Genomic DNA, 24373 nt, shown 5'->3' with positions numbered 1-24373 from the left:
TTCCTTAACTGTGTCAAGGGTAGGCGACACGCTTGGTTGCGTTATTACAAATTAACTTTATGATCTGAATCAGATGGTCTACGGAAGATTCACGTGATCAGGGTACTGATCGGCTGAACACTAAACCTGAGGAGTAGGCGAGCATGAAAGCACGAGTCGAGTACACGGAACTATTTATCGGCGGCGAATGGGTGACGCCGTCCGGTAGCGGCGTCATCGAGGTGATATCCCCGCATACGGAGAGCGTGATCGGTTCGGTCCCGGCCGCGTCGACGGCAGATGTCGACCGCGCAGTGGAGATCGCGAGGGCGGCATTCGATTCCGGGGTGTGGGCGCAGACGCCCCTCGCTGACCGCATTGCGGTGGTCACTCGCATCAAGGACGCGATACTCGCCAGGAGTGAGGAATTTGCAACGCTGATCTCGCGGCAGAACGGTGCTCCGGCCAGTTCGGCGATGCGCACGCAGGTGTTGGGAGCCGTTGCAGCATACGGCACGGCGTGCGCCGTTGCGGCGCAGTTTCCGTTCGAAGAGCCGCGTGCGGGCGTCGGTGGCCCGATGTTGATCCGTCACGAACCGGTGGGTGTCGTGGCAGCAATCGTTCCGTGGAACGTGCCGCAGTTGGTGATCGCTGCGAAACTTGCTCCGGCACTTCTGAGCGGATGTGCGGTGATCTTGAAACCGGCTCCGGAGACGCCGCTCGATTCGAACTTGCTGGCCGAAATCTGTTCACAGGCAGGACTTCCGAAGGGAGTGCTCAGTGTCTTGCCTGCCGACCGGGACGTGAGCGCACATTTGGTGTCCCACCCCGGAATCGACAAGGTGGCCTTCACCGGGTCGGTGGCAGCAGGTAAGGCGATCATGGCTGCTGCAGCCGCGAATCTCACACGAGTGACCCTCGAACTCGGTGGCAAGTCGGCTGCGATAGTTCTCGAAGACGCAGATATCGATCAGGCGCTGCCCAACATCCTGGCGGGATCCTTTGCCAACAGCGGTCAAGCCTGCGTCGCGTTGACGCGTATTCTGTTGCCGGTCAGTAGGTATGACGAGATTGCGGAGAAGTTTGCGGCTGCGGTCGCGGTGATGAAAGTTGGCGATCCGACCGATCCGGCGACTGTGATCGGTCCGATGACCAGTGCGGCCCAGCAGCGACGAGTGCTCGACTACGTCGGAATCGGTGAGGCAGAAGGCGCGAAGATCTTGACGGGAGGGTCTGTTCCGGAGGGGCTTTCGACGGGTTGGTACGTCGAACCCACGGTCTTCGGTCACGTCGACAACTCCATGCGGATTGCTCGTGAGGAAATCTTCGGACCGGTCGTCTGCCTGATTCCGTTCGAAGACGAAGCCCATGCCGTCGCGATTGCCAACGATTCCGATCTCGGGCTCTCCGGAGCGGTCTGGACCGCGGACACTGCGCACGGCGTCGAGGTTGCACGGCAGATCCGGACGGGGACCTTCTCGGTGAACTGCCAACGATTCGATGTCGTTGGTCCCTTCGGCGGTTACAAGAATTCCGGTGTGGGGCGCGAATTCGGCCCTGAAGGTCTGGCGGCGTACCTCGAAGCCAAGAGCATCTTCCTTCCCGCCTGACCCGGCGAAAGTCAGAAAAGGTTCAGCCCCACTTCGATATTCGAGGTGGGGCCGAATCAGCTTGTGTCAAATGCCAATGTCCTTGGCTTGTGTCAAATGCCAATATCCTTGGCGATAATCGTCTTCATCACTTCACTCGAACCCGCATAGATTCGGTTGACCCGTGTGTCCGCATACAGACGAGAGATCGGGTACTCACGCATGTAGCCGTACCCGCCGTGCAGTTGCAGGCACTTGTCGATGACGCGGCCGGCCATCTCAGTGCAGAAGAGCTTGATCCTCGCGGCGTCCGCGACGGTCAGCTCACGGATCTCGTCCAGATCGAGTGCTCGGTCGACCGCAGCTTGCGCGGCCGCGACTTCTGCCGAGCATTCTGCCAAGACGAATTTCGTGTTCTGGAACTGAGCCACGGGGGTGCCGAAGACCTCGCGCTCCTTGACGTATTCGGTCGTGAACTCGATTGCTGCGCTGGCATTCGCGTAAGACCCCACGGCGGCGCCGAGCCGTTCCCTCACGAGATTTCGGGTGAGGTAGCCGAACCCTGCGCCTTCCTCGCCGAGGAGGTTCTCGATCGGCACGCGGACGTCGGTGAACGAGAGTTCTGCGGTGTCCTGCGCTCGCAACCCCAACTTCTCGAGCTTGCGACCGACGCTGAAGCCTTCCGACGTGGTGTCGACGCAGAGAATCGACAGACCGGCGCGGCGATTCACTTCGCTCGGCGGACTGGTGCGTGCGACCACGAGAATCAAGTCGGCCTGTACTCCGCCGGTGATGAACGTCTTGGATCCGTTGAGGACGTAGTGGCTGCCGTCGGCGGACAGGCGGGCCGTTGTTTTGATCCCGGCAAGGTCGGAGCCGGCGCCAGGCTCGGTCATCGCGATGGCGGTCATCAGTTCGCCGGAGAGGAAACCGGGAAGCCATCGCGCTTTCTGTTCGTCGTTGCCGTACTCCACCAGATAAGGCAGGACCAGGCACGTATGGACGACGTCGGCGCCGAACGTGACCCCTGCCCGTGCGGTCTCCTCGCGGATCACGGCCTGATACTTGAAGCTCGTCTCGCCGCCGCCGCCATACTCCTCGGGCAGTTCGATTCCGAATATTCCGAGGTCACCCAACTGTCGATACAGTGATCGAGGAACCATGCCGGCTTCCTCCCATTCTGGAAAGTGTGGGACGACCTCACGGGCGATGAACGTCCGAATCATGTGACGGAACGTATCGTGATCGCTGTTGTAGACGGTTCGTTGCATGCGATTCTCCTTGGGGTCGGTACCCTGAAGTCAGGTGTCCGGTTCTGCGGCGAGGTAAGGTTCTCTAACCAGATGTTGAGAGAAAATTGCGGAATGAGCTGTTGCTTTCCGGCAATAAGTGAATAATAACTCATAGATGTGTGTTTGATGATGCAGCCGAGGTTGTTCGAATTTTGGTTGTCGCGAAGGAGAGAGTCACGATGGTCGTACGTCGGCCCCACGACCGTAAGCAGCAGATTCTTGCTGCTGCAGGCGAGCTTTTTCGTGAGCGCGGTTATCACAACGTGTCCGTTGCGCAGGTGGCTGCGGCAGTCGGAATCACGGCGCCGGCCCTCTATCGGCACTTCAAGAACAAGCCGGATCTGCTTTACGCCGCGGTCAACGCCGGCATCGAATCGCTCTACGATCGAGTCGCCGGGTCCGAGGATCTGAAATCGCTGATCGCCGAGCTTGCGGCGTCGGTATCTCGTCGTCGAGGGCTCTCGCTCCTGTGGCAACGCGAAGCTCGCTACCTACCTGACGAGCAACGGGAGGAAATGCGCGCGACGCTCAAGAGCGCTGCCGCACGCGACGCTGCGCTGATCCGAACGGAACGTCCCGAACTCGACGAGGAAGACAGCTATCTGCTCGCCTGGGCTCTCATTGCCGTCTTCAACAGCGTGTCCTCGCACCGGGTGTCCCTGCCGAGACGTCAGATGGAACTGCTGCTGGCAGAGTTGGCGGAGCGGGCGGTGCATACGGAACTCGGCCACTCCGAGGTGAAGGTGGAGACGCCGACCGGTCACGTTCCGGTGGCGATGCCGAGGCGTGAACTCTTGTTGACCGAAGCCATTCGTTTGTTCGACGAGCGTGGGTATCAGGCGGTCAACACCGAGGATATCGGTGAGGCTGCCGGAACTACGGGCCCCAATGTGTACAACCACTTCGATGCCAAGATCGACCTTCTGATCGCGGCGGTCTCGAGAGGCGGCGAGAGGCGACGGATCGGTGTCGCGCAGGCGCTCGCCGCGGCAACCGGGCCGGAGGACGCGTTGTCCGGATTGCTTGCAGCACATATTGATTTCGCAATCAACGAGCGTCACCTGATCGGGTTGTTGATCAGTGAACTCGACCAATTGCCGGACAAGTTCCGCCGCACGTGTGAACAGAATCAGCGTGAGTACGTCGCGTTGTGGGTCAAGATGCTCGACGACGTTCGTCCGGGACTCGAACCCGCGACGGCCAGAATCACCGTCAACGCCGCTCTGACGGTCGTGGAGAACGCCGTGCGTATCGGTCGACTACGTCGTCGTGACGACCTGCCTGAGCGCCTGTTCGAGATCGGCTCCGCCGTCCTGCTGGGCAGTTAGCCGCGCAATCAGGCGGGTGCTGTTGGCGGACAGTCACATTCAAGATGGTATACATTTTTGTATACGTTCTTCTCGAACCTAGTCGATGAATTCAACTGATCGGAGACGTCCATGCGTTTCGACGCAACAGAACTGACGATCGAGGAACTCGATCTTCAGGCAGAAGTACGGGAGTACCTGGACCAGCGGCTCACCCCCGGTAGCTATCCACTCGGACTCGGGATGTCCGGGGCGGTGGATCCGGTGTTCTCGCGAGATCTTGGTAGCCGTGGGTGGCTCGGCATGTCGCTGCCGAAGGAATACGGCGGGGGCGGACGGTCAGCAGTGGATCGATTGGTCGTCGTGGAAGAACTTCTCGCGCGGGGAGCGCCGGTCGGTTATCACTGGATCGGAGACAGACAGTCGGGTCCGAGCATCGCCGCCAACGGCACGGAAGAACAGAAGCGGTACTTCCTTCCCGGCATCGCGAGCGGTGAGTTCTCGTTCTCGATCGGGATGAGTGAGCCCGACTCTGGTTCGGACCTGGCATCGGTACGCACTCGCGCCGAACGTGTCGATGGTGGCTGGAAAGTCAACGGCACCAAGATCTGGACCACCGGCGCCTTCCACGCCACACACATACTGGCCCTGCTTCGAACCTCGGCAGACAAGCACAACGGACTCACTCAGCTGATCGTCGATCGTGACAGCGAGGGCCTGACCGTCTCACCCATTCCGTTCATCGACGGAAGCGAGGACTTCTGCGAGGTGTCGTTCCAGGACGTTTTCGTGCCGGACTCGCGTCGCCTCGGAGACGTCGGAGCGGGCTGGGGACAAAACACCGGTGAACTCGCACTCGAGCGAGGTGGCGTCGACCGTTGGATGTCGCTGATGCCGGTACTCGAGAACTGGGCAGCCAACCAAGCGGCGCGGGGCGGTCCCGCTGCCCTCGCCGATCTGGGCTCGATTGCCGCACGCTGCTGGGCTTTTCGCGGGATGTCGCTGTCCATTGCACGGATGGTCGACGCCGGTCGCTCGCCGGTCACGGAGGCCGCGCTGATCAAGGAGATGGCAACACGCTTCGAACAGGACTGTGTTGCGACCGTCGCGCGGCACCTCGGCCGGGCGCCAGACCTTGCATCCGACGATCCGTACGAATCACTGCTCGCCCGGGCCGTGCTGGTGGCGCCGTCGTGGTCGATTCGCGGCGGCACCAACGAAATTCTCCGCACCGTGATCGTGAAAGGGTTGAACCGATGAATTCGGGGTCAGAGATCAACGCTCACACATTCGACGCCGACCTCGAAGCGATGGTCGAGCAATTTTTCGCCGAGAAGTCCGGCACCGAGGTGGTAGCGCAGGCCGAGATCGACGGTCTGCCCACCGGTTTATGGGACGCGGCAGTGGAACTGGGGTTGCCGCTGGTCGGTCTTCCCGAATCTGCAGGTGGTTCCGGTGGCTCGCTCCTCGACGCCGTGACTGTGCAGCGCGCTGCCGCGAGGCACGCTGCGCCGTTGCCCCTCGCCGAGACGTACCTTGCCGGCAGACTGGCAGCAGCGGCCGGGCTACCGGTGCCCTCCGGAATCGCAACCGTCGCCCCGAGATCGCAGCGCGACGATGCGCGCCGGACCAGCGACGGCCTGGTATCGGGAACCTTTCACGATGTGCCGTGGGGGAGCGCCGCGTCAGTGCTGGCGGCAGTTCTCGGTGATCGAGTTGCACTCCTGAACATCTCTGACGCCGAGATCGGTTCCGGGACGGACTTTGCGGGGCAACCGCGTCAGAGCCTGACGTTCTCCGAAGCGCGGACCGTCGACGGTGACAACCCGGTCGATCCCCGGATTCTCGGTAGACTCGGCGCCTTCCTGCGTTCGGTGCAGATGGCGGGAGCCATGGAGGCGGTGTCGACGCTGACCCGGCGCTACGTGTCGGAGCGGGTGCAGTTCGGCAGGCCCATCGCGCAATTTCAAGCCGTCCAGCAGCACATCGTCACCCTCGCTCAGATGGCATCGATGTCCACCCTTGCAGTGGATCGCACTGCGTATGCGCTCTCCAGTCGCGACGCCGACTTCGAAGTGTGTGCAACCAAATTGGTGGTTTCGCAAAATGCGCTCGCGAGCGTGCGCGCCGCCCACCAGGCGCACGGTGCAATCGGGATGACTCGCGAATACCGCTTGCAACAACTCACCCGTCGACTGCAAGCCTGGCGATCGGAGTTCGGCGACGAAATCGCGCTTGCGACGCAACTCGGAACGGCCGTCGCGGCAACGCCCTCCCTGCCCCGCTTGATCACCGACCCGCAACCGACCTTGGAGCTGAAATCATGACCGACGCCGTGCACGTGGAAATCGACGGACACGTAGGAACCATCGAGTTCTCACGCCCACCCGCCAACTATTTCGATCAGGCACTGTTGCGGCAAATTGCCGATGCAGCAGCCGATCTCGTGGGCGGCGGAGATGTTCGAGCGATCGTTCTCGCATCGGCAGGCAAACACTTCTGCGCCGGCGCGAACTTCGGTGAGGGGGGACTGGGGCCCGATCGTGTCGACACGGTACGCGCGATCTACACCGAGGCGTTGCGGTTGTTCGAGATTCCGGTTCCCGTGATTGCGGCAGTGCAGGGATCCGCGGTGGGCGGTGGGCTCGGCCTTGCCTGCGCCGCGGACTTTCGCGTTGCCGGGCCGTCGACACGGTTGCACGCGAACTTCGCTGCGTTGGGGTTCCATCAGGGATTCGGGCTCAGCGTCACCTTGCCCCGAATCGTCTCGGCACAGTCTGCCGCCGATCTGCTGTACACGGCGCGGCGGCTGACCGGCACACAGGCACACGAACTCGGCTTGGTGGACCGTCTGGTTGAGGATGCGAACATTCGGCAGGAGGCGCTCGCGTACGCACACGAAATTGCTTCGAGTGCACCGTTGGCCGTCCGCTCCATGAAGGCGACGTTGCGCGCAGGGCTGCGGGACGAGGTCGCCACTGTGCTCGAGCGGGAGTTGGCGGAGCAGGTTGTTCTGTGGGGGACCGAAGACTGCGTCGCCGGCATCGAGGCCAACCTCGCACGAGTGCAACCGCAGTTCAACGCGAGGTGAGGTCGACGCGACCACTATCGTGTCCACCGTGAAGGAACCAACCGGTGCACAACGCTGCCTGCAACAGATCCGGCAGATGATCGTCTCGGGTGAGCTGCTGCCTGGACAGAAAGTCCACCAAAGCGAGCTTGCCGAGCGATTGAACGTCAGCAGAATCCCGGTCCGCGAGGCACTTTCGACCTTGCAGGCAGAGGGAGTCCTCGAACACAAGTCGAACACCGGGTACACCGTCGCCAGATTCAGTAGTGAAGACCTTTCCGAGCTCTACCTGATGCGGCGTCTGCTCGAAACGGAGATCCTGGCGTCCATAGACCTCGGTGGCGTCGACGTCGCCGAATTGGAACGAATCCAGGAGCGGGTGGACCAGGCCGAACCGAGCGAGGAGGGGCCAGAGTTTCAGGAAGCCAACCGTCAGTTCCACTTTCGCTTGTTCTCCTATTCGCCCCTGCAGCGCGTGCTGCAGGAAGTGGATCGGCTCTGGTACATGTCGGACTTCTACCGTGCCCTGTACATCCACGAACCGTCGTCGCGTCGGCAGGTTTCCGAGGACCACGGCAGGATTCTCCAGGCCGTCCGGGATCAGGATCCCGCCGAACTGATCCGCGCCAGCGACGAACACCGATCTGCTACCGAAGCTCTGGTCGTGAGACGGCTCGGCCGTGGACAACCTCACTGAACGCTGACGAGAGAGCGAACAGCTGCGCGGTATCCGTAGAGCTCTCGGATACCGCGCAGCTGTAGTCGTGGGACGGACGAACGCTCAGGGCGCCAGACTGTCTCGAAGCTCGTTCTTACGGATCTTCCCGGTCTGGGTCGACGGCAACTCGTCGAGTACGTAAACCTCACGAATCTTCTGGTACGGAGCAACCTGCGTGGCAACGTGATCCATGATCTCGGTGGCAATCTGCTCGACGCGATCGACCGACTCCGGGTTGATCACGACGAAGGCCACCGGAATCTCACCTGCCAGTTGGTCGGGGGCACCGACCACAGCCGCCTGCAGTACGTCGGGGTGCGAGCACACCAACTCTTCGAGCGGCTGCGGATAGACGTTGTACCCCTTGTAGATGATCAAGTCCTTGGAGCGCCCACCGATGAACAGGTTGCCCTGCTCGTCACGCCAACCCATGTCCCCGGTATGAAGCCAACCGTCGATGAACTGACCGGCGCTGAGTTCTGGTTCGTCGTGATATCCGTCGGCGATCTGCGGACCTCGGGCCCAGATCTGTCCGGTCTCACCCGGTGCCAGTACAGCTTCGGTGACTTCGTCGCGGATCTGAATCTCGGTGTCGGGGAAGGGTAGGCCGACGCTACCCAACGGGGTGGGGCGTTCTTCGCACGGTGAACCCATCGTCAGACCCATTGTTGCTTCGCTGAGCCCGTAGCCTTCGGTGACGAGTGCGTTCGGAAAGACCTCTCGCAGTGTACGGATCGCCGTCGTGTCGAGTGGGGCTGCTCCGGATCCGAGAATCCGAACCGAACCCAGATCGTGCTCACGCAGGGTTCGTGCGCGTAGCAACGCGTAGTACATGGTGGGAGACCCGCCGATGTACGTCACCTGATATTTGTCGACGTCGGCGAGAAATCGATCCGGATCGAAGCGCGTCCCGAGTACCACCGTGCCACCGAGCAAGGTGGTGAAGTTGTGACTGACCAGACCGAGGCCGTGGAACAGCGGCGCGATCGAGATCGACGCGCCCTCACCCGGAACGATGGAGTAACGCGTTACTGCGCCGTCGATCGGCCGAACGAGAAGTGCCCCGTCGACGAGTTCGGTTCGATGCCCGGAGCGCCAACAGGCGGATTGGAGCACGTTGGCCACGAGATTCCGGTGCAGTACTCGTACGGCCTTGGACTTTCCGGTTGTGCCGCCGGTCAATTGCAGGTGAGCAACAAGTTCGGGATCCACCCGGTAATCGGCCAGTGGTTTCGACGAGGCGAGGTCCGTGATGGAGGAGAGACCTTCGCAATGGCCGGACTGCGCGCCGGCTCCCGGAACCAGTACCAGGATGCGAGGCGGAGCGGACAGTGCGTTGACCTCGATTGCCGTTGCAGCACAGGATGGATGGGTGAATACGACCTTGGCGTCGACGTCGTCGAGTTGGCGCTTCAATTCGGCCACGGGCTGCGCCGGATTTATCGGAGCCACTGCTGCTCCGGCGCACAGTGCGCCGTAGTACGCGACGATGAACCAGATCGAGTTCGGCATGTGCAGTCCCACGGCGTCGCCCGGCTGGACACCGCGCTCCCGCAGACCCTGCGCTACGCGCAGCGCTCGATCATGCAATTGCGAGTAGGTCAGTGACGTGTCGCCGTCGACGAGCGCGAGGCGGTCCGGGTACGAGCGGGCCGCTCCCGCCAGGATCGCATCGGCACCACAATCGGGATATTCCAAGCTTCGGGGTAGTCCGAGTGGCCAACTCGAACTCATGTCAGGGCTCTGGATCGCTGTAGCCGTCATCTCAGATCAGCTCGAGAATCGTGGCATTGGCCATTCCGCCGCCTTCGCACATGGACTGCAACCCGTAGCGGATGCCGTTCTCTCTCATGTGATGTACCAGAGTGGTCATCAGACGTGCGCCGGAACCGCCGATCGGATGACCCAGTGCCATCGCGCCACCGTTTGGGTTCATGCGTTCGTAATCGGCGCCGGTCTCACGGAGCCACGCGAGCGACACCGAGGCAAAAGCCTCGTTGATCTCGAACGCGCCGATGTCACCGATCGAGAGACCGGACTTTGCAAGAGCTTTCGCCGTAGCCGGAATCGGACCCTCGAGCATGGTGACCGGATCCGTACCGGTGACCACCGCGGTGTGAATACGCGCGATGGGTGTCCAACCTTGGGACTTCGCGAACTCGCTGGTGGTCACGAGCAGCGCGCCCGAACCGTCGGAGATCTGCGACGAATTACCGGCGGTGATCGAACCATTTTCGGAGAAAGCAGGTTTGAGCGATCCGAGCTTTTCGAGGGTGCCACCGCGGCGCACACCCTCGTCCTTCTCGAAGACAGTGCTGCGGCCGTCGGCATCGGTCACTGTCACAGCAGTGATCTGATCCTTGAAGCGACCTTCGTCGACGGCCGCGGCAGCGCGCTCGTGCGAATCCAGCGCATGCTGATCCAGTTCAGCTCGCGAGATGCCGTACTTTTCGGCAATCATCTGGGCGCCCATGCCCTGGTTGAATCGAATACCGTTGTAGCGCTCCCAGACTAGCGGCCCGTGCGGCTCACCGAAACGTGCGTCCGCACGCGCGGAGCCCATCGGGACAGCGCTCATCATCTCGACGCCGCCCGCGATTGCGACGTCGTACTGGCCGGAGATCACGCCGGCGGCCGCCTGGTGAACTGCCTGCTGAGACGACCCGCACTGGCGATCGACGGTAACCCCGGGCACATGTTCGGGCCAACCGGCCGCCAGGACCGAAGACCGGGCGATGCAACCGGACTGCATCCCGAGCGTGCCGACGCAGCCCCAGATCACGTCGTCCACGAGCGCCGGATCGAGATCTACTCGATCGGCCAAGGCCTCGAGAACATGTGCAGACAGCGAGACTGCATGCATTCGGGAAAGTGCACCGTTTCGTTTACCGACTGCGGTCCGGACGGCGTCGACGATGACTGCGTCACGCATGGGAACTCCTTCGATCGTTCGTGTGACTGGGAAGATCTGGCTCTGGTCTCTACAGACCCATGTCCTTGGCGATGATCGTCTTCATGACTTCGCTTGTACCGCCGTAGATACGGCTCACACGAGTGTCCGCGTACAGGCGTGCGATCGGGTACTCGAGCATGTAGCCGTAGCCGCCGTGCAATTGCAGGCACTTGTCGATGACGCGCGCGGCGACCTCGGTACCGAACAGCTTGATGCGCGCCGCGTCGGCGGCAGTGAGTTCGCCTGAATCGTCGAGTTCGATGCCGCGATCGGCGAGTGCCTGCGCGGCCTCGACCTCGGCAGAGCACTCTGCGAGAACGAACTTGGTGTTCTGGAACGCTGCGACGGGCTTGCCGAACACCTGGCGTTCCTGGACGTAAGCCTTCGCGAACTCGATTGCAGCACGGGCAGATGCCACGCCACGACTACCGATCGAGAGGCGTTCACGCGGCAGGTTCTGCCCCAGGTACGAGAATCCCTTGTCCTGCTCGCCGAGGAGATCGGCAACCGGAACCTTGACGTCGGTGAATGAAAGCTCGCTGGTGTCACTGGCGCGTAGGCCGAGTTTCTCGAGTTTGCGCCCGTATTCGAAGCCGGGTGCGTCGGTGGGAACCACCATCAGGCTCAGCCCGAAGCGGCGGTCGTCCTCTGCAGGCGCGGACGTGCGTGCAACCACCACGCACAGTTCGGAATTGACCGCGCCCGTGATGAAAGTCTTCGCTCCGTTGAGGACGTAGTGCGTGCCGTCTGCGGAGAGCTTGGCGGTGGTACGGATGCCGGCCAGATCGGAACCGGTACCGGGTTCGGTCATGGCGATGCACAGCGTCTTCTCACCGGTGGCGATCGACGGGAGCCAACGCTGCTTCTGTTCCTCGTTCGCCAGACGCAAGAGGTACGGCAGGACGATTCCGGTACTGACCGTGTAGTGGCCGAAGCTCACCGCTGCGCGCGAGGTTTCCTCGTCCATGACCGCCTGGAACTTGTAGCTGATCGTGCCGGTTCCGCCGTACTCCTCGGGGATGTCGAAACCCATGACACCGAGATCGCCGAGCTTGCTGAACAACTCACGTGGCACACGGTTGTCACGCTCCCAGTCTGCGTAGAACGGCGTGACCTCCTTCGCGATGAACGTACGGATCGTTTCACGGAAATCCTCGTGCTCTTGGGTGAAGAGGTTGCGCTTCATCTCGTCCTGCTTTCTCGTGGAGGGTTAGTTGACCGCGACGACTGCGGAACCGCGCAAAGTCACGGTGCCGTCGGGCAGCGTCATGGTGAGATCGAGGTGACCGAGGCCGTCTTCGACCTTGACGACCGTGCCGGTGCACTGCGGCGTCGAGTTCACCGGAGTGATCGCGGAGAACCGGACGGAGAAGGAACGGATGCGCTCCTGCTCGTAGTGATCGGTGAGAAGTCGTCCGAGGTATGCCATGGACAACATGCCGTGGGCGAAGACGTCGGGAATGCCAACTGCCGCACAGGCATCCATGTCGATGTGGACAGGGTTGTGGTCGCCCGAAGCCCCGGCGTACAGAGCCAGCGTGGTGCGAGTGATCTTCGGGACCGTCAGGTCCAGGGTGTCTCCGGTATTCATCTCAGCTCACCTTTTCGTAGAGCGTGACGACTCCGGCACCGCCGAGGCCGAGGTTGTGCTGCAGAGCGAGGGTTGCACCGTCCACCTGACGTGGACCGGTGTCGCCACGAAGCTGCCAAACCAACTCCGTGCATTGGGCCAGGCCGGTGGCACCGAGTGGGTGACCCTTGGACAGAAGGCCGCCGGACGGGTTGATTACCACTCGTCCGCCGTAGGTGTTGTCGCCGCTCAGGATGAACTGCTCGGCGCCGCCCTCTTCGACGAGCCCGAGGGCCTCGTAGCAGAGCACCTCGTTCACCGTGAAGCAGTCGTGAAGCTCGACGACCCTGATATCGCGGGGGTCGACGCCCGAGGCCTCGTAGACGTTGCGAGCGGCCGAGGCGGTGACGTCGTAGCCGACTGCCTTGATCATGCTTCCTTCGTCGAAGGTGCTGGGCAGATCGGACGTCATCGACTGCGCCTTGATCGCGACGTCTGTGCGAAGTCCGTTGGCGCGGGCGAACTCTTCGGTGCAGATGATCGCTGCCGCGGCGCCACAGGTTGGTGGGCACGCCTGGTATCGGGTGACCGGGCCGAAGAGTGTCGGCGCAGCCATCACTTCTTCTTCGGTCAGTTGTGTGCGGAACACCGCGTACGGGTTGTCGGCCGAGTGCTTGCGTGCCTTGACCTGAACCTTGGCGAACATTTCGGCCTTCATGCCGAACTTCTCCATGTATTCGATACCCGCCACACCGAAGTACTGCGCAGCCCGCGGAACTGATGTGTCGATCCCGGCGGCAGCCTCGAGTACCTCGTCGAAGCGACCGAGCGGACGCGGACGATCAGTCCAGGCGCCTTTGAGGGCTCCGGGCTGCATCTGCTCGAAGCCAAGCGCCAGAGCACATTCCACTGCGCCACTCTCGACTGCCTGACGGGCCAGCCAGAGTGCAGTCGAACCGGTGGCGCAGTTGTTGTTGACATTGATCACCGGGATGCCGGTCTCGCCGAGGTTGTACAACGCTCGCTGACCACTCGTGGAATCGCCGTACACATATCCGACATAGGCCTGCTGAACCTTCGAGTACTCGAGGCCCGCGTCCTTCAACGCCGCGGTGGCCGCTCTTGCGCCCATGACGTCGTAGTCGTCACTCTTACCTGGTTTGGTGAACGGGATCATGCCGACCCCGGCTACAAATGCTCTGCGGCTCATAGTTTCTCCGAATGATCGAGGGGTCGGTGTCAGACTCGTCCGCCGTCGACAACCAGGCACTGGCTGTTGACGTAGTCGGATTCCGGTGTGCAGAGCAGGTATACGGCGCCCGCGGCTTCCACCGGGGTTGCTCCACGGCCGAAGGGGATAGTGGTTGCCATGGCTGCCATGCGGTCGGGATTGACTCCGACACGGATGTCGCGGCCGTCGATCGTGATCTTGGTGTCGGAATCGGCAGTCACCTCGGTCATTCGGGTGACAACGAAGCCGAAGGCGACCGCGTTGACGTTGACCTTGTAACGGCCCCACTCCTTGGCCAGCGTTTTGGTGAGACCGACGACGGCGGCTTTTGCGCTGCCGTAATTGGATTGTCCTGCATTGCCGAACACACCCGAGGTGGACGAGATATTGACGACCTTGCGGTGGTAGTCGGTGGGATTGGCTTTGACGAACGGCTGAGCGGCGCGAAGGATTCGGAACGGTGCCTTGAGGTTGACGTCGAGGATGGTGTCCCACTGCTCGTCCGTCATCTTCTGGATCACACTGTCCCAGGTGTATCCCGCGTTGTTGACGATGATGTCGAGTCCACCGAACGATTCGACGGCAGTGTCCACGAAACGTTCGGCAAATCCGTCCTCGGCAACGGAGCCGATGCACGAGACGGCCTGTCCGCCTGCGGCCTTGATGTCATGTTCAGTCTGAGAGGCTGGCTCGGGATCGAGGTCGTTGACCACTACCGAGGCGCCTTCGGAGGCGAGCTTGAGAGCGATTTCGCGGCCGATACCGCGGCCCGAGCCCGAGACGATGGCAACCTTGCCGTCGAGTGTTCCCATGATGCGATCCTTTTCGGTTTCAGCGTGTGGCGGTGACTACGCCGATTTCGGCGAGCACTTCGTCGGTGTGTTGACCGATGACGGGTGCGGGACGCGGGTCATCGGCCGGTGTATCGGAGTAACGCGGAGCTGGATTCGGTTGGATGTGCCCGTCGCCGAACGTGCCGAACGTGGCGCGGAAGGCGTTGTGCGGGTGTGCCGCTGCTTCGTCGAAATTCAACACCGGGGAGACGCAGGCGCCCTGCATGTCGAATGCAGAGTCCCATTCGTCGCGGGTACGGGTCGCGAACAATTCGGCAAGTCGGTCAGCCATCGCCGGCCACACATCTCTGTTGTGCTGCTGTGCGAACAGTGGATCCTCGGTCAGGCCGAGCACTCTCATGGTTGCGGCGTAGAACTGTGGCTCAACGCAACCCACAGCCATGAATCCGCCGTCGGCGCAACGATAGTTCCGGTAGAAGGGAGCGCCCCCGTCGAACATGTTGGATGCCCGCTCGTCCACCCAGCGATCACGCGCGAGTAGTCCGTGGATCAAGGCCAACTGGACGGCGGTGCCGTCGGTCATCGCTGCGTCGACCACTTGTCCGCGGCCGTCGATTCGTGCTCGCAGCATGGCGGTCGTGATGCCGAGTGCGAGCAGCATTCCACCACCGCCCATGTCTCCGACGAGATTGAGCGGAACCGGAGGGACATCCCCGGGGGCTCCCATGGCTCCGAGTGCGCCGGTAAGGGCGATGTAGTTGAGATCGTGGCCGGGTTCCTGCGCCAGCGGCCCATCCTGGCCCCACCCGGTCATCCGGCCGTACACGAGCTTCGGGTTCCTGGCCAGGCAGGTGTCCGGGCCGAGCCCCAGACGCTCGGTGACTCCCGGCCGGAAGCCCTCGATGACGGCGTCGGCGGTGTCGATGATCTTCAAGACGGAGTCGACGTCGTGCGGATCCTTGAGATCGAGGGCTACCGAACGCCGGTTGCGATGCAGCACAGGATGTCCGGACTGGTTTCCGGCCTCGGTGCTTCGGTCGATCCGGATCACGTCGGCGCCTTGATCGGCGAGTAGCATTCCGCAGAACGGGCCGGGACCGATACCGCCGAGTTCGACGATGCGAAGGCCCGCGAGCGGACCGCTTGGACTGGCGTCAGTCGTCATGGAAATAGGCATCTTTCGCTGGTAGGGAGACTAGCGCGAGCCGGCATCGACGGTCAGGCACTGTCCGCTGACGTAGTCGGTGTCCTGCGTGCAGAGCACGTACACAGCGCCGGCAGCTTCTGCGGGAGTACCTGGGCGCCCGAGTGGGTTGGACGTCTTGACTCGTTCCAGGACAGCGGCGCTGACACCGGCCTTGATCTTGCGGCCACCGATCTCGACAAACGAATCGTCGCCGGCAACCGCTTCGGTCATGCGAGTCAGGATGAACCCGTAGGCAACTGCGTTGACGTTGACCTTGTAGCGACCCCACTCTTTGGCGAGAGTCTTTGTCAGTCCGACGATTCCGGCCTTTGCAGCTGCGTAGTTGGACTGTCCGGGGTTTCCGTAGAGGCCGGCCACCGAGGAGATGTTGACGACCTTGCGGTGGTAGTCGGTGGGGTTGGCCTTGATGTACGGCTGGGCGGCCCGAAGGATGCGGAAAGGCGCCTTCAGATGGACGTCGAGAATGGTGTTCCACCGCTCGTCGGTCATTTTCTGGATGACGGTGTCCCAGGTGTATCCGGCGTTGTTGACGATGATGTCGAGTCCGTCGAACGCATCGATCGCGGTGCCGACAAATCGTTCGGCGAAATCGTCGTCCGTCACGGATCCGACGCAAGCGATTGCGTGTCCACCGGCGGCCTTGATGTCTTCGACCGTTTCGTGGGCGGGTTCGGGATCGAGGTCGTTGACCACTACGGATGCGCCTTCGGAAGCGAGACGGAGTGCGATGTCACGGCCGATACCGCGGCCGGAACCGGAGACGATGGCGACCTTGCCGTCGAGAGTGCCCATGTTCGATGTCCTTGCAGTCTAGGTGGAATGAGTGTTTTCAAGCTCGGGGATCACGGATGACCGTGGTGGAGCGAAGGGTTGCTATCGCTTCTCCCTCACGTGTCACCTCGGTGGTGCGAACCAGGAACTGCAGTGCACCACCCTTTTTCGCGTAGCAATCCGTGACCGCAGTGGAGAAACAGAGGGTGTCGCCTGCATGAGCGGTCTGGAGATAGGTGAACTCCTGCTCGCCGTGCAGGATCGTCCGGATGTCGATTCCGAGATCTGCGTAGAACGTGGACGGATTCGGCCGCTCCATGTCGAGGCAGAACAAGAACGTCGGCGGGACGGGAATGTCGCGGTGTCCGGCTTGCTCGGCGGCGCTCCGGTCGGTGTAGATCGGGTCGTCCTGACCGGTGGCGCGGGCGAAGAAGGCGAGCCGTCCGCACTCGACCCGTACCGAGTGTTCGGGAATTCGGGTGCCGATGACTCCGGCGTCGAGGCTGGTCATGACAAACTCCTCGGAATCTGGGCGAAAGTGTCCGCCAGCTGATGAATGAGTTTTGAATCGCGGTTAGCGCATATTCACTTTGACCGAGATAGGTGCAGTTGTCAAGGAATTTGAAAACTCCCTGCAAGTGATGGTCGGTTCCGCGCCTGGCTGGGAGATTGGCTACTCCGGCGCTGCGGCCAATGCACGCAGATCGCGTTTGAGTACCTTGCCGGCACCGTTGACCGGCAACGCGTCGACAAACTGGAAGGTGCGAGGAACTTTGTACCCGGCGATGAGGGTCTTCACATGCGCGCGCAGTGAGTCGGCGTCGACGTTCGATTCCGCTCGAAGAACTACTACGGCATGCACGCGTTCGCCCCACCGGGAATCGGGTAGTCCGATGACAGAGCACGCTGCCACGGATTCGTGTCGAGCCAAGGCATTTTCGACCTCGGTGGAGTACACGTTCTCGCCGCCGGTGACGATCATGTCCTTGATGCGATCGACGATGAACAGGTAACCACGCTCGTCGAGGTATCCCGCATCGCCCGTGTGCATCCACCCGTCGCGTAAGACCTCGGCGGTCTCGGTCGGTTTGTTCCAGTATCCGAGCATGATGTGACTGCCGAACGTGACGATTTCGCCAATCTCTCCCGGAGGCAGTTCCGTTCCGGCCGGATCGACGATCCGGACTTCGCAGTGCGGAAGAATGCGACCGGCGCTCCGGAGCAACTCGCCGCCTCTCAGGTGGTCGGCGGGGCTGAGAACACTGATGTGGGCGGTTTCCGTCATCCCGTAGCCCTGCGCGAAGGCACTGTTGGGGAACATGTGCATGACTTGACCCAGGAGCGTCGGAGAAATGGGGGATGCACCGTATCTCAGGACCCGAACACTGGTCAGATCGTAGGAAGTCTTGTCCTCGTGCGAGATCAACATCTGAAGCATCGTCGGGACCAGGCCGACAGTCGTCGGCCGATGGCGGTCGACTGCTTCGAGAAATACGCCCGGACTGAATCTCGACAGGAAGACCTGAGTCCCGCCCATCAACGACTGCGCCAACCATCCGACTATCCCCGCGATGTGGAACAGAGGGTTGACCGCGAGGTTCACTCCGCCGCTGACGGCGACATTTCCCGCGGCGAGCGTGCCCAAAGCCGAAGTGATCAGAGATTGATGGCTGACCATCACACCCTTCGGCACGCCCGTCGTGCCGCCGGTGTAGAGAAGAAGCGCCAAGGTCTCGCCACCGACGCGTAGATCGGCAACGGGAGTCGATTCCGAGATCGCCAGTTCGTAGTCGAGCATTCCTTCGGGAACCTGTCCTTCGCCGCAGTAGATCACGGTTGCCAGACTTGGGCACGATTCGCGAAGTGCGATCGCGATGGAAGCGAAGTTGTCGTCTACCAGTAGGAAGGTCGAGCCGGAATCCTCGAGCGCGTACGTGATTTCCGCTGGGCTCCAACGAGTATTGACGGGACTGGCCACTGCTCCCGACCACCAACAGGCGATCAGCGCCTCGTGGTACCAGTCCGAATTCAATGCCAGAATCGCGACGCGATCGCCGGGTTGCAAACCCATCGCCTGCATTCCACCCGCCAGCTTCGTGATTCGCTCGACCGATTCCCGGCAGCTTCGGACCCGATCTCCGAACACCGTCATCGGGGTTTCCGGGGCCTGCCGCATGGATCGGTGAACGAATTGAGTCAGTTGCATGTGCTTCCTCCAAGGGTCCGGGCGCGTGGCCTGATTCAGATCAGTTCCAGGATCATGGCATTGGCCTGACCGCCAGCCTCGCACATCGCCTGCAATCCGTACCGAATACCGTTGTCGCGCATGTGGTGTACGAGAGTCGTCGTCAAGCGTGCGCCGGAACCGCCGAGGGGATGGCCAAGTGCCATCGCTCCGCCGAGGGGATTGAGCTTGGTGTAGTCGGCTCCGGTCGATTGCAGCCAAGCCAGAGTGACCGATGCGAATGCCTCGTTGATCTCGAATGCCCCGATGTCGGACAGTGACAGTCCCGAACGCTCGAGCGCCTTGGCGGTGGCCGGAATGGGGCCGGTAGCCATGGTTATCGGGTCGACGCCTGCCAACGCCACGGTGTGGACTCGGGCGATCGGCTTCCACCCTCTGCGTGCCGCCAACGCGCTACTGGTGACCAGCAGCGCAGCGGCGCCGTCGGAGATCTGTGACGAGTTTGCAGCGGTGATACGTCCGTCGTCCTTGAACGGGGTCGGGAGCGCGCCCAATCGCTCGAGAGTCGACCCGCGCCGGACGCCCTCGTCGGTGTCGACGACGGACACGGTGCCGTCCTCGGACGTCGTCTTGACCGGGCTGATCTGATTCTCGAAGGCGCCCGAGTCGATGGCCGCGGCGGCTCGCTCGTGAGAGTCGAGTGCATGCTGATCCAGTTGGGTTCGGGTCAGCCCGAAGTTCGCGGCGATCATTTCTGCGCCCACACCCTGGTTGAACTCCACTCCGTTGTATCGCTGGCGGACCAGCGGGCCGAACGGCTTGCCGAATTGGGTGGCGCTGCGTGCGGAGCCGATGGGGACGCGGCTCATGCTTTCGACGCCACCGGCGACGGCGATGTCGTAGTGGCCACTGATGATTCCGGCCGCGGCGAAATGCAAGGACTGCTGCGAGGATCCGCATGCTCGGTCCACGGTCACACCGGTGACCGATTCGGGCCAGCCCGCGGCGAGCACGGCGTATCGGCCGACGCCGCCGGCTTGCTCACCGACCTGGCTGACGCAGCCCCACAAGACGTCGTCGACTGTGCTCGGGTCGAGATCGTTGCGTTCGCTCAGGGCGCGAAGGACATGCGCGGACAGGTCGACCGGGTGGACCCCGGACAGCCCTCCGTTCCGCTTTCCGATCGGTGTGCGAACTGCGTCGACGATGACAGCGTCGTTCATGGCGTGCTCCTTCGTTACTGACTTTGAGGTCGGCGTCTTCGTGTGCGATGGGAGTAAGTGAATATGCGCTAACTATTGAATCGATTGCGACCAGATTCGATACTTGGTGTTCCATCAAGTTATGACAAATTCACATTATCTGCCGAATTGCTTGCTGGGAAGCTGTTTTAGTGGTTGAATTCTGCTCAGTTCACGATGTGATGCCCATCACCGACTCGGTCATGTCGGGCGTCGATGGCGAATCCGTGGCGAATCTTCCCTTACCAGTTCAAGGAGATTTAGTGGTACTCGAACAGCAGGTGAACCGGCCTCGGGCCAAGCTCGGAGAAGCAGGCGAATCCAGGACAGTGGCCTGGGGGATGACCAGCGTGCTGGTCGCCATGTACGTCATCAACTTTGCCGACAAAGCAGTTCTCGGCATCATCGCTCAGCCTTTGGCCAAGGAGTTGGGACTCTCCGCTTCCGACATCGGTCTGACCGGTAGTGCCTTTTTTCTGATGCTCTCGCTCGGTGGCTTGCTCTCGGGCGCCCTCGACAAGTGGCTCGGACTGCGCTGGGCGCTCGTCCTGCTGGTGGTCCTGTGGTCCGTGGCGATGTTGCCCCTCATTCTCTCGGCCAGCTTCGTGACCCTGCTGGTGAGTCGGATGATTCTCGGCTTCGCCGAAGGGCCGAACTCGCCCCTGCTGTTCTCCGCCGCGTACTCCTGGCATGCGCCCGCGCGGCGCGGACTACCAGGAGCCGTCCTGACCTGCTCGGCGTCGATCGCGAAGATTGCGATCGCGCCCATCCTCGCGTACGTCGCCGTCACCTGGGGCTGGCGCTCTGCACTGGTCGCATTGGCGATCGCGGGTCTGTTGTGGGCTGTGCTGTGGCTGGCAGTGTGGAAGGAAGGCCCATACGGCCGCAGTGGCGGCTCGGGTAAGGCCGATGATGCCGACTCGGGCCCTGAAGACTCGGATCCGGCAACGGCAACGGCAATGGCGCCCGCGACTGACGCTGAGCCGGCTGTGCCCTGGCTGCACATCTTCCGTACCCGCACCTTCATCGGCGGAGTTCTGCTCATTGCCGCCGCCTATGCACTGGCAGCGGTAGTCCTCACCTGGTTGCCGTCGTACTTCGAACTGGGCCTTGGCTATTCGCGACTCCAGGCTGGATCGATGTTCTCCATCCCCAGCCTTATCGGCCTTGCGATCATGTTGAGTAGTACTTGGTTCAGTGACAGGCTCATCACCAAAGGCGTCAGCATGCGGGCTGCTCGGGTGGTCTTTCCTGCGGTCGGCATGCTGATCGGCGGCACGATGTTGGTCTTCCTGCCGTTCGTCAGTACACCTGTCATGGCTGTGTTCATGGTGTCCTTGGGCTATGCGATATGCACTCCGGTGCTGCCGCTTCTCAATGCCTGTGTGAGCGAATTGTGCCCGCCCAAACAAATTTCCGGGGTACTCGGGGTGTTCTTGTCGCTCATGGCGTTCGGTGGTTTCATCGCGCCGTACATGATGGGACGCATCGTCGACACGGCCGGCGACGGTGGCGACGGCTACGCGACCGCCTTCCAGATCCTCGGTGGGGTTGCGCTCATCGTGGCCGTTGTCGGCATCGTCATCATCGACCCTGCCCGTGACAAGAACTTGGTGCGCCCCAACGCTCCCGTTGTTGCTGCCCGATAGGCCGATCGCGATGACCTTCGTACTCGATCATCATGTTTCGCCTGACTTCGAGAGTCTACTCACTTTGGAACAGCTGAGCAGCAACGAGTTTCGAGGCTACTGCCATGCCGGGCATCCAATGAGGGCGTTCGGCGGGCAGGTGGCGGCTCAGGCTCTGACCGCCGCGGGCCGTACCGTTCCAGCAGAAAATCTTGCGCACTCGCTGCACGGTTATTTCCTCAGTGCGGGCGATCCCACGAAACCGATCGTCTACGAGGTGGAACGACTCCGAGACGGGCGGTCATATCGCTCCCGCCGAGTCACTGCGAGACAAGATGGCGAACCGATATTCACGTTGTCGGCCTCCTTCAAACTGCCCGAAGGCGGCGCGGACCGGCAGTTGGAGATGCCCGAAGTGCCGCCACCCGAGGAACTTCCGGATCCGTACGAGCACTGGGCGAAAGAGCGGCCTGAGGAGTACCAGGCCGCGACAACAGTCCGAGTGATGTCCCTGCGCTTCGTTCCGCAGGATCGGGTATCGGACCACCCTGCAGTACCGGGACTTTCAGAGCAGACGGTGTGGCTCAAACCCGCTCAGGCCTTGCCCGACAATCCGTTGCTTCACGTCTGTGCCCTCACATACGGCTCCGACATGACATTGGCGTCGACAGCGTCACTGGACATCCAACCGCATCGCTCGATGCTCAAGGGTCAATCCAGGGCGATCGTGACTTCCCTCGATCACGCTGTGTGGTTCCATCGACCCTTCCGTGCTGACGACTGGATGCTCTTCTCGCAGAGCAGCCCATCGTCCTGCGACGGTCGGGGTCTGTCGAGTGGGCACTTCTGGAGTAGGCAAGGAGATTTGGTAGCCACCGTCGTCCAAGAGTCGCTGGTCCGCCGGATCGACTAGAAAATTCATTCCATCCATACCGAACAGCTGGAGGTTCTACTCATGACGCTCGCCTGGCCGACCGTTATGCCTCGATGCCTCGACTATCCGACGACGGGAATCGACGTAGTTCTGGCGGGAGCTGCTCGCGCGTACCCTGACCGAATTGCGCTGCAAGACGGCGATCTTGCACTCACCTTCGCCGAGTTGCACGACCATGCACGACGAGCGGCCGGGGGATTGCGTGCACTGGGAGTACAACCGGGAGACGTCGTGGCGCTCCATATGCCGAACAACCTGTGGTACGTCGTGGCGTACTACGGGGCACTGTGCGCGGGTGCTGCTGTGGCGCCGGTCAATCCGACTCTCCCGCCCGCCGGTCTCCACGATCAGTTGGACGATGTGAAGGCGAGGGTGGTCATCTCGCATCCCGAATCCGTCGGCATCGTTCTGGCGGCGGATGCACAGTGTGTCGATGAAGTGGTGTGTGTATCCACGACACCCTCAGCGCCGGCGACTGAAACGGCTCTGCCGGAGCGAGTCCGTGCATTCGACGATTTACTGCAAGCGCAACCGTTGGCGTCGTACCGCGTGGATCCGGAACTCGTCGCTCATCTGCAGCTGACCGGTGGTACGACCGGACGCTCCAAAGCTGTTCGCGTACTGAATCGTAACCTCGTTTCGAACGTGATCCAGATGGCATCCTGGCGATCCGGGCTACTCACCGAACTCGGTGGGCTTCGAATGCAGTCGGCCGCGGATCGCGGTCCGCATGCGCTGGTCCCGGGCGAAGGCGTCAACATCGCAGTGGCGCCACTCTTTCACGGTCTGGGCTTGGTCGGACAGAACGTCAGCACACTGCTCGGTTCGACCGTTGTCTTCACCGGGCGCTTCGATCCGGACCGGATGTTGGCAGACATCGAGCGCCTCGGCGTCACGCACATCACCGGCTCGCCCGCGATGTACTACGCGTTGTTGGCGAGCAGCAAGATCGGAGCGCACGATTTGTCCTCCGTGCGTGCGATCAATTCCGGTGCAGCCCCGTTCGACACGACTTCGCTGCGGAGCCTGCAATCGTTTTTCGGCAACGCCTGGGTCACAGAGGGATACGGCTTGAGCGAAGCGACGATGGGCCTGACCGGTGCGCCTTTGAACAGTCTTGTCGCGACGCCGCCGGACAGCGTCGGCGTCGCGATCTTCGACACCGAACTCGAGATCCGAGACGAGAATTCGGCAGTCCTCGAGCCCGGCGAGGTCGGTGAGGTCTGGGCTCGCGGGCCGCAGATCGCCGACGGGTACCAGAATCAGCCGGAACTGACTGCGGTTCAGTTCCGCGGTGGTTGGCTCGCGACCGGCGACATGGGGCGACTGGACAAGGCGGGGCACCTTTTCCTGGTAGGGCGGTCGAAGGACATGATCATCTACAAGGGCTACAACGTCTATCCGCAGCCGCTCGAAGAGATTCTGTGTTCGCACCCTGCTGTTGCGCAGGCGGCCGTCGTCGGCGAGAAGGCGCCAATGGTCGGTGAGCGTGTGACGGCCTTCGTTCAGTTGAACCACGACTTTGCGTCCAAGTCTGTGTCGGACCCGCAATTGCTCGAACGGGAGTTGACGGACTACGTGGCCGCAAAGGTGGCTCCGTATCAGAAGGTGCGTTCGATCAGGTTCGTAGAGCGGCTACCCGTCACCGCAACGGGAAAGATACAGAAGAACGAACTGCGCAACAGTCTCGCCGCAGACGCGGTCTAGGACGATCGTCCAGTTAACTCTGACGATTCCGTCCTGCCGCGGCGTACTTTCTGCGAGAGTGTCGAACATGCGTGGAATCCTGGTAGCCAGTGTGTGTGCGTTCGTGGCGGTGGGGGGGGGGCGCGGGGGCGGGGCCGGGCGGCGCGTTTACGGGGAGGTTGTACCGCACGCCCCCCGCCCCGGCGCCGCGGGCGGCG

21 protein-coding genes are annotated in these 24373 nt (G+C 62.1%); 9 read left to right on the top strand and 12 right to left on the bottom strand.

Annotation, left to right across the window (positions count from 1 at the left end):
* Positions 1-143 precede the first annotated feature (143 nt).
* A complete protein-coding gene (locus tag ACWF6P_RS07020) occupies positions 144-1589 on the top strand; it encodes an aldehyde dehydrogenase (protein WP_452620514.1) in 1446 nt (481 codons plus the stop codon).
* Between the two features lie 92 nt (positions 1590-1681).
* Here ACWF6P_RS07020 and ACWF6P_RS07015 read toward each other — a convergent pair whose 3' ends face one another.
* Positions 1682-2839: an acyl-CoA dehydrogenase family protein gene (locus ACWF6P_RS07015; protein ID WP_452620513.1), complete on the bottom strand. Its 1158-nt coding sequence runs from the start codon at positions 2837-2839 to the stop codon at positions 1682-1684.
* A gap of 200 nt (positions 2840-3039) precedes the next feature.
* Between ACWF6P_RS07015 and ACWF6P_RS07010 the strand changes: the two genes are divergently transcribed.
* From ACWF6P_RS07010 to ACWF6P_RS06990, 5 genes are all read left to right on the top strand, one after another.
* Positions 3040-4188 carry a TetR/AcrR family transcriptional regulator gene (locus ACWF6P_RS07010; RefSeq protein WP_452620512.1) on the top strand — a complete coding sequence of 383 codons (1149 nt, stop codon included), beginning with the start codon at positions 3040-3042 and terminating at the stop codon, positions 4186-4188.
* A gap of 111 nt (positions 4189-4299) precedes the next feature.
* Positions 4300-5427 carry an acyl-CoA dehydrogenase family protein gene (locus ACWF6P_RS07005; RefSeq protein ID WP_452620511.1) on the top strand — a complete coding sequence of 376 codons (1128 nt, stop codon included), beginning with the start codon at positions 4300-4302 and terminating at the stop codon, positions 5425-5427.
* Complete coding sequence (locus ACWF6P_RS07000) at positions 5424-6494, top strand: acyl-CoA dehydrogenase family protein (RefSeq protein ID WP_452620510.1); 1071 nt, start codon at positions 5424-5426, stop codon at positions 6492-6494. The genes ACWF6P_RS07005 and ACWF6P_RS07000 overlap by 4 nt, the downstream gene beginning before the upstream one ends.
* Positions 6491-7258: an enoyl-CoA hydratase/isomerase family protein gene (locus ACWF6P_RS06995; RefSeq protein WP_378629518.1), complete on the top strand. Its 768-nt coding sequence runs from the start codon at positions 6491-6493 to the stop codon at positions 7256-7258. The genes ACWF6P_RS07000 and ACWF6P_RS06995 overlap by 4 nt, the downstream gene beginning before the upstream one ends.
* 28 nt (positions 7259-7286) lie before the next feature.
* Positions 7287-7934, top strand: coding sequence for a GntR family transcriptional regulator (locus ACWF6P_RS06990; protein ID WP_378531811.1), 648 nt, complete (start codon positions 7287-7289; stop codon positions 7932-7934).
* Between the two features lie 84 nt (positions 7935-8018).
* Here ACWF6P_RS06990 and ACWF6P_RS06985 read toward each other — a convergent pair whose 3' ends face one another.
* The 11 genes from ACWF6P_RS06985 to ACWF6P_RS06935 form a co-directional block, all read right to left on the bottom strand.
* Positions 8019-9719 (bottom strand): class I adenylate-forming enzyme family protein, encoded by a 1701-nt coding sequence (locus tag ACWF6P_RS06985; RefSeq protein WP_452620509.1) that lies wholly within the window; start codon positions 9717-9719, stop codon positions 8019-8021.
* Position 9720: 1 nt separating this feature from the next.
* On the bottom strand, positions 9721-10887 hold the full coding sequence (locus ACWF6P_RS06980) for a thiolase family protein (RefSeq protein ID WP_452620508.1): 1167 nt from the start codon (positions 10885-10887) through the stop codon (positions 9721-9723).
* A 49-nt stretch (positions 10888-10936) separates the two neighbouring features.
* Complete coding sequence (locus ACWF6P_RS06975; RefSeq protein ID WP_452620507.1) at positions 10937-12094, bottom strand: acyl-CoA dehydrogenase family protein; 1158 nt, start codon at positions 12092-12094, stop codon at positions 10937-10939.
* A gap of 24 nt (positions 12095-12118) precedes the next feature.
* On the bottom strand, positions 12119-12499 hold the full coding sequence (locus tag ACWF6P_RS06970; RefSeq protein WP_378531819.1) for a MaoC/PaaZ C-terminal domain-containing protein: 381 nt from the start codon (positions 12497-12499) through the stop codon (positions 12119-12121).
* A 1-nt stretch (position 12500) separates the two neighbouring features.
* Positions 12501-13688 carry a lipid-transfer protein gene (locus ACWF6P_RS06965; protein WP_452620506.1) on the bottom strand — a complete coding sequence of 396 codons (1188 nt, stop codon included), beginning with the start codon at positions 13686-13688 and terminating at the stop codon, positions 12501-12503.
* Positions 13689-13717: 29 nt separating this feature from the next.
* Entirely contained in the window at positions 13718-14521 is an 804-nt protein-coding gene (locus ACWF6P_RS06960; protein ID WP_378531823.1) for an SDR family NAD(P)-dependent oxidoreductase, read from the bottom strand.
* A 19-nt stretch (positions 14522-14540) separates the two neighbouring features.
* Positions 14541-15668 (bottom strand): CaiB/BaiF CoA transferase family protein, encoded by a 1128-nt coding sequence (locus ACWF6P_RS06955; protein ID WP_452620505.1) that lies wholly within the window; start codon positions 15666-15668, stop codon positions 14541-14543.
* A gap of 30 nt (positions 15669-15698) precedes the next feature.
* Positions 15699-16502: an SDR family NAD(P)-dependent oxidoreductase gene (locus ACWF6P_RS06950; RefSeq protein ID WP_452620504.1), complete on the bottom strand. Its 804-nt coding sequence runs from the start codon at positions 16500-16502 to the stop codon at positions 15699-15701.
* A gap of 37 nt (positions 16503-16539) precedes the next feature.
* Positions 16540-16992 (bottom strand): MaoC family dehydratase N-terminal domain-containing protein, encoded by a 453-nt coding sequence (locus ACWF6P_RS06945; protein ID WP_452620503.1) that lies wholly within the window; start codon positions 16990-16992, stop codon positions 16540-16542.
* Positions 16993-17154: 162 nt separating this feature from the next.
* Positions 17155-18687 carry an acyl-CoA synthetase gene (locus tag ACWF6P_RS06940; RefSeq protein ID WP_452620502.1) on the bottom strand — a complete coding sequence of 511 codons (1533 nt, stop codon included), beginning with the start codon at positions 18685-18687 and terminating at the stop codon, positions 17155-17157.
* A gap of 35 nt (positions 18688-18722) precedes the next feature.
* Positions 18723-19889, bottom strand: a complete 1167-nt coding sequence (locus tag ACWF6P_RS06935; RefSeq protein ID WP_378446646.1) for a thiolase family protein — start codon at positions 19887-19889, stop codon at positions 18723-18725.
* 299 nt (positions 19890-20188) lie between these two features.
* On the opposite strand from ACWF6P_RS06935, the gene ACWF6P_RS06930 reads away from it, so the two are divergent.
* The 3 genes from ACWF6P_RS06930 to ACWF6P_RS06920 are packed head-to-tail and all read left to right on the top strand — an operon-like array spanning position 20189 to position 24176.
* Entirely contained in the window at positions 20189-21556 is a 1368-nt protein-coding gene (locus tag ACWF6P_RS06930; RefSeq protein WP_452620776.1) for an MFS transporter, read from the top strand.
* A gap of 10 nt (positions 21557-21566) precedes the next feature.
* Complete coding sequence (locus ACWF6P_RS06925) at positions 21567-22448, top strand: acyl-CoA thioesterase (protein WP_452620501.1); 882 nt, start codon at positions 21567-21569, stop codon at positions 22446-22448.
* 42 nt (positions 22449-22490) lie between these two features.
* On the top strand, positions 22491-24176 hold the full coding sequence (locus ACWF6P_RS06920) for a class I adenylate-forming enzyme family protein (RefSeq protein WP_452620500.1): 1686 nt from the start codon (positions 22491-22493) through the stop codon (positions 24174-24176).
* Positions 24177-24373 lie beyond the last annotated feature (197 nt).

The sequence above is a fragment of the Rhodococcus sp. NPDC055024 genome (assembly GCF_053608585.1).
Note: the sequence above shows the minus strand (reverse complement) of the source record. Positions and strands in the feature narration are given on the sequence as shown.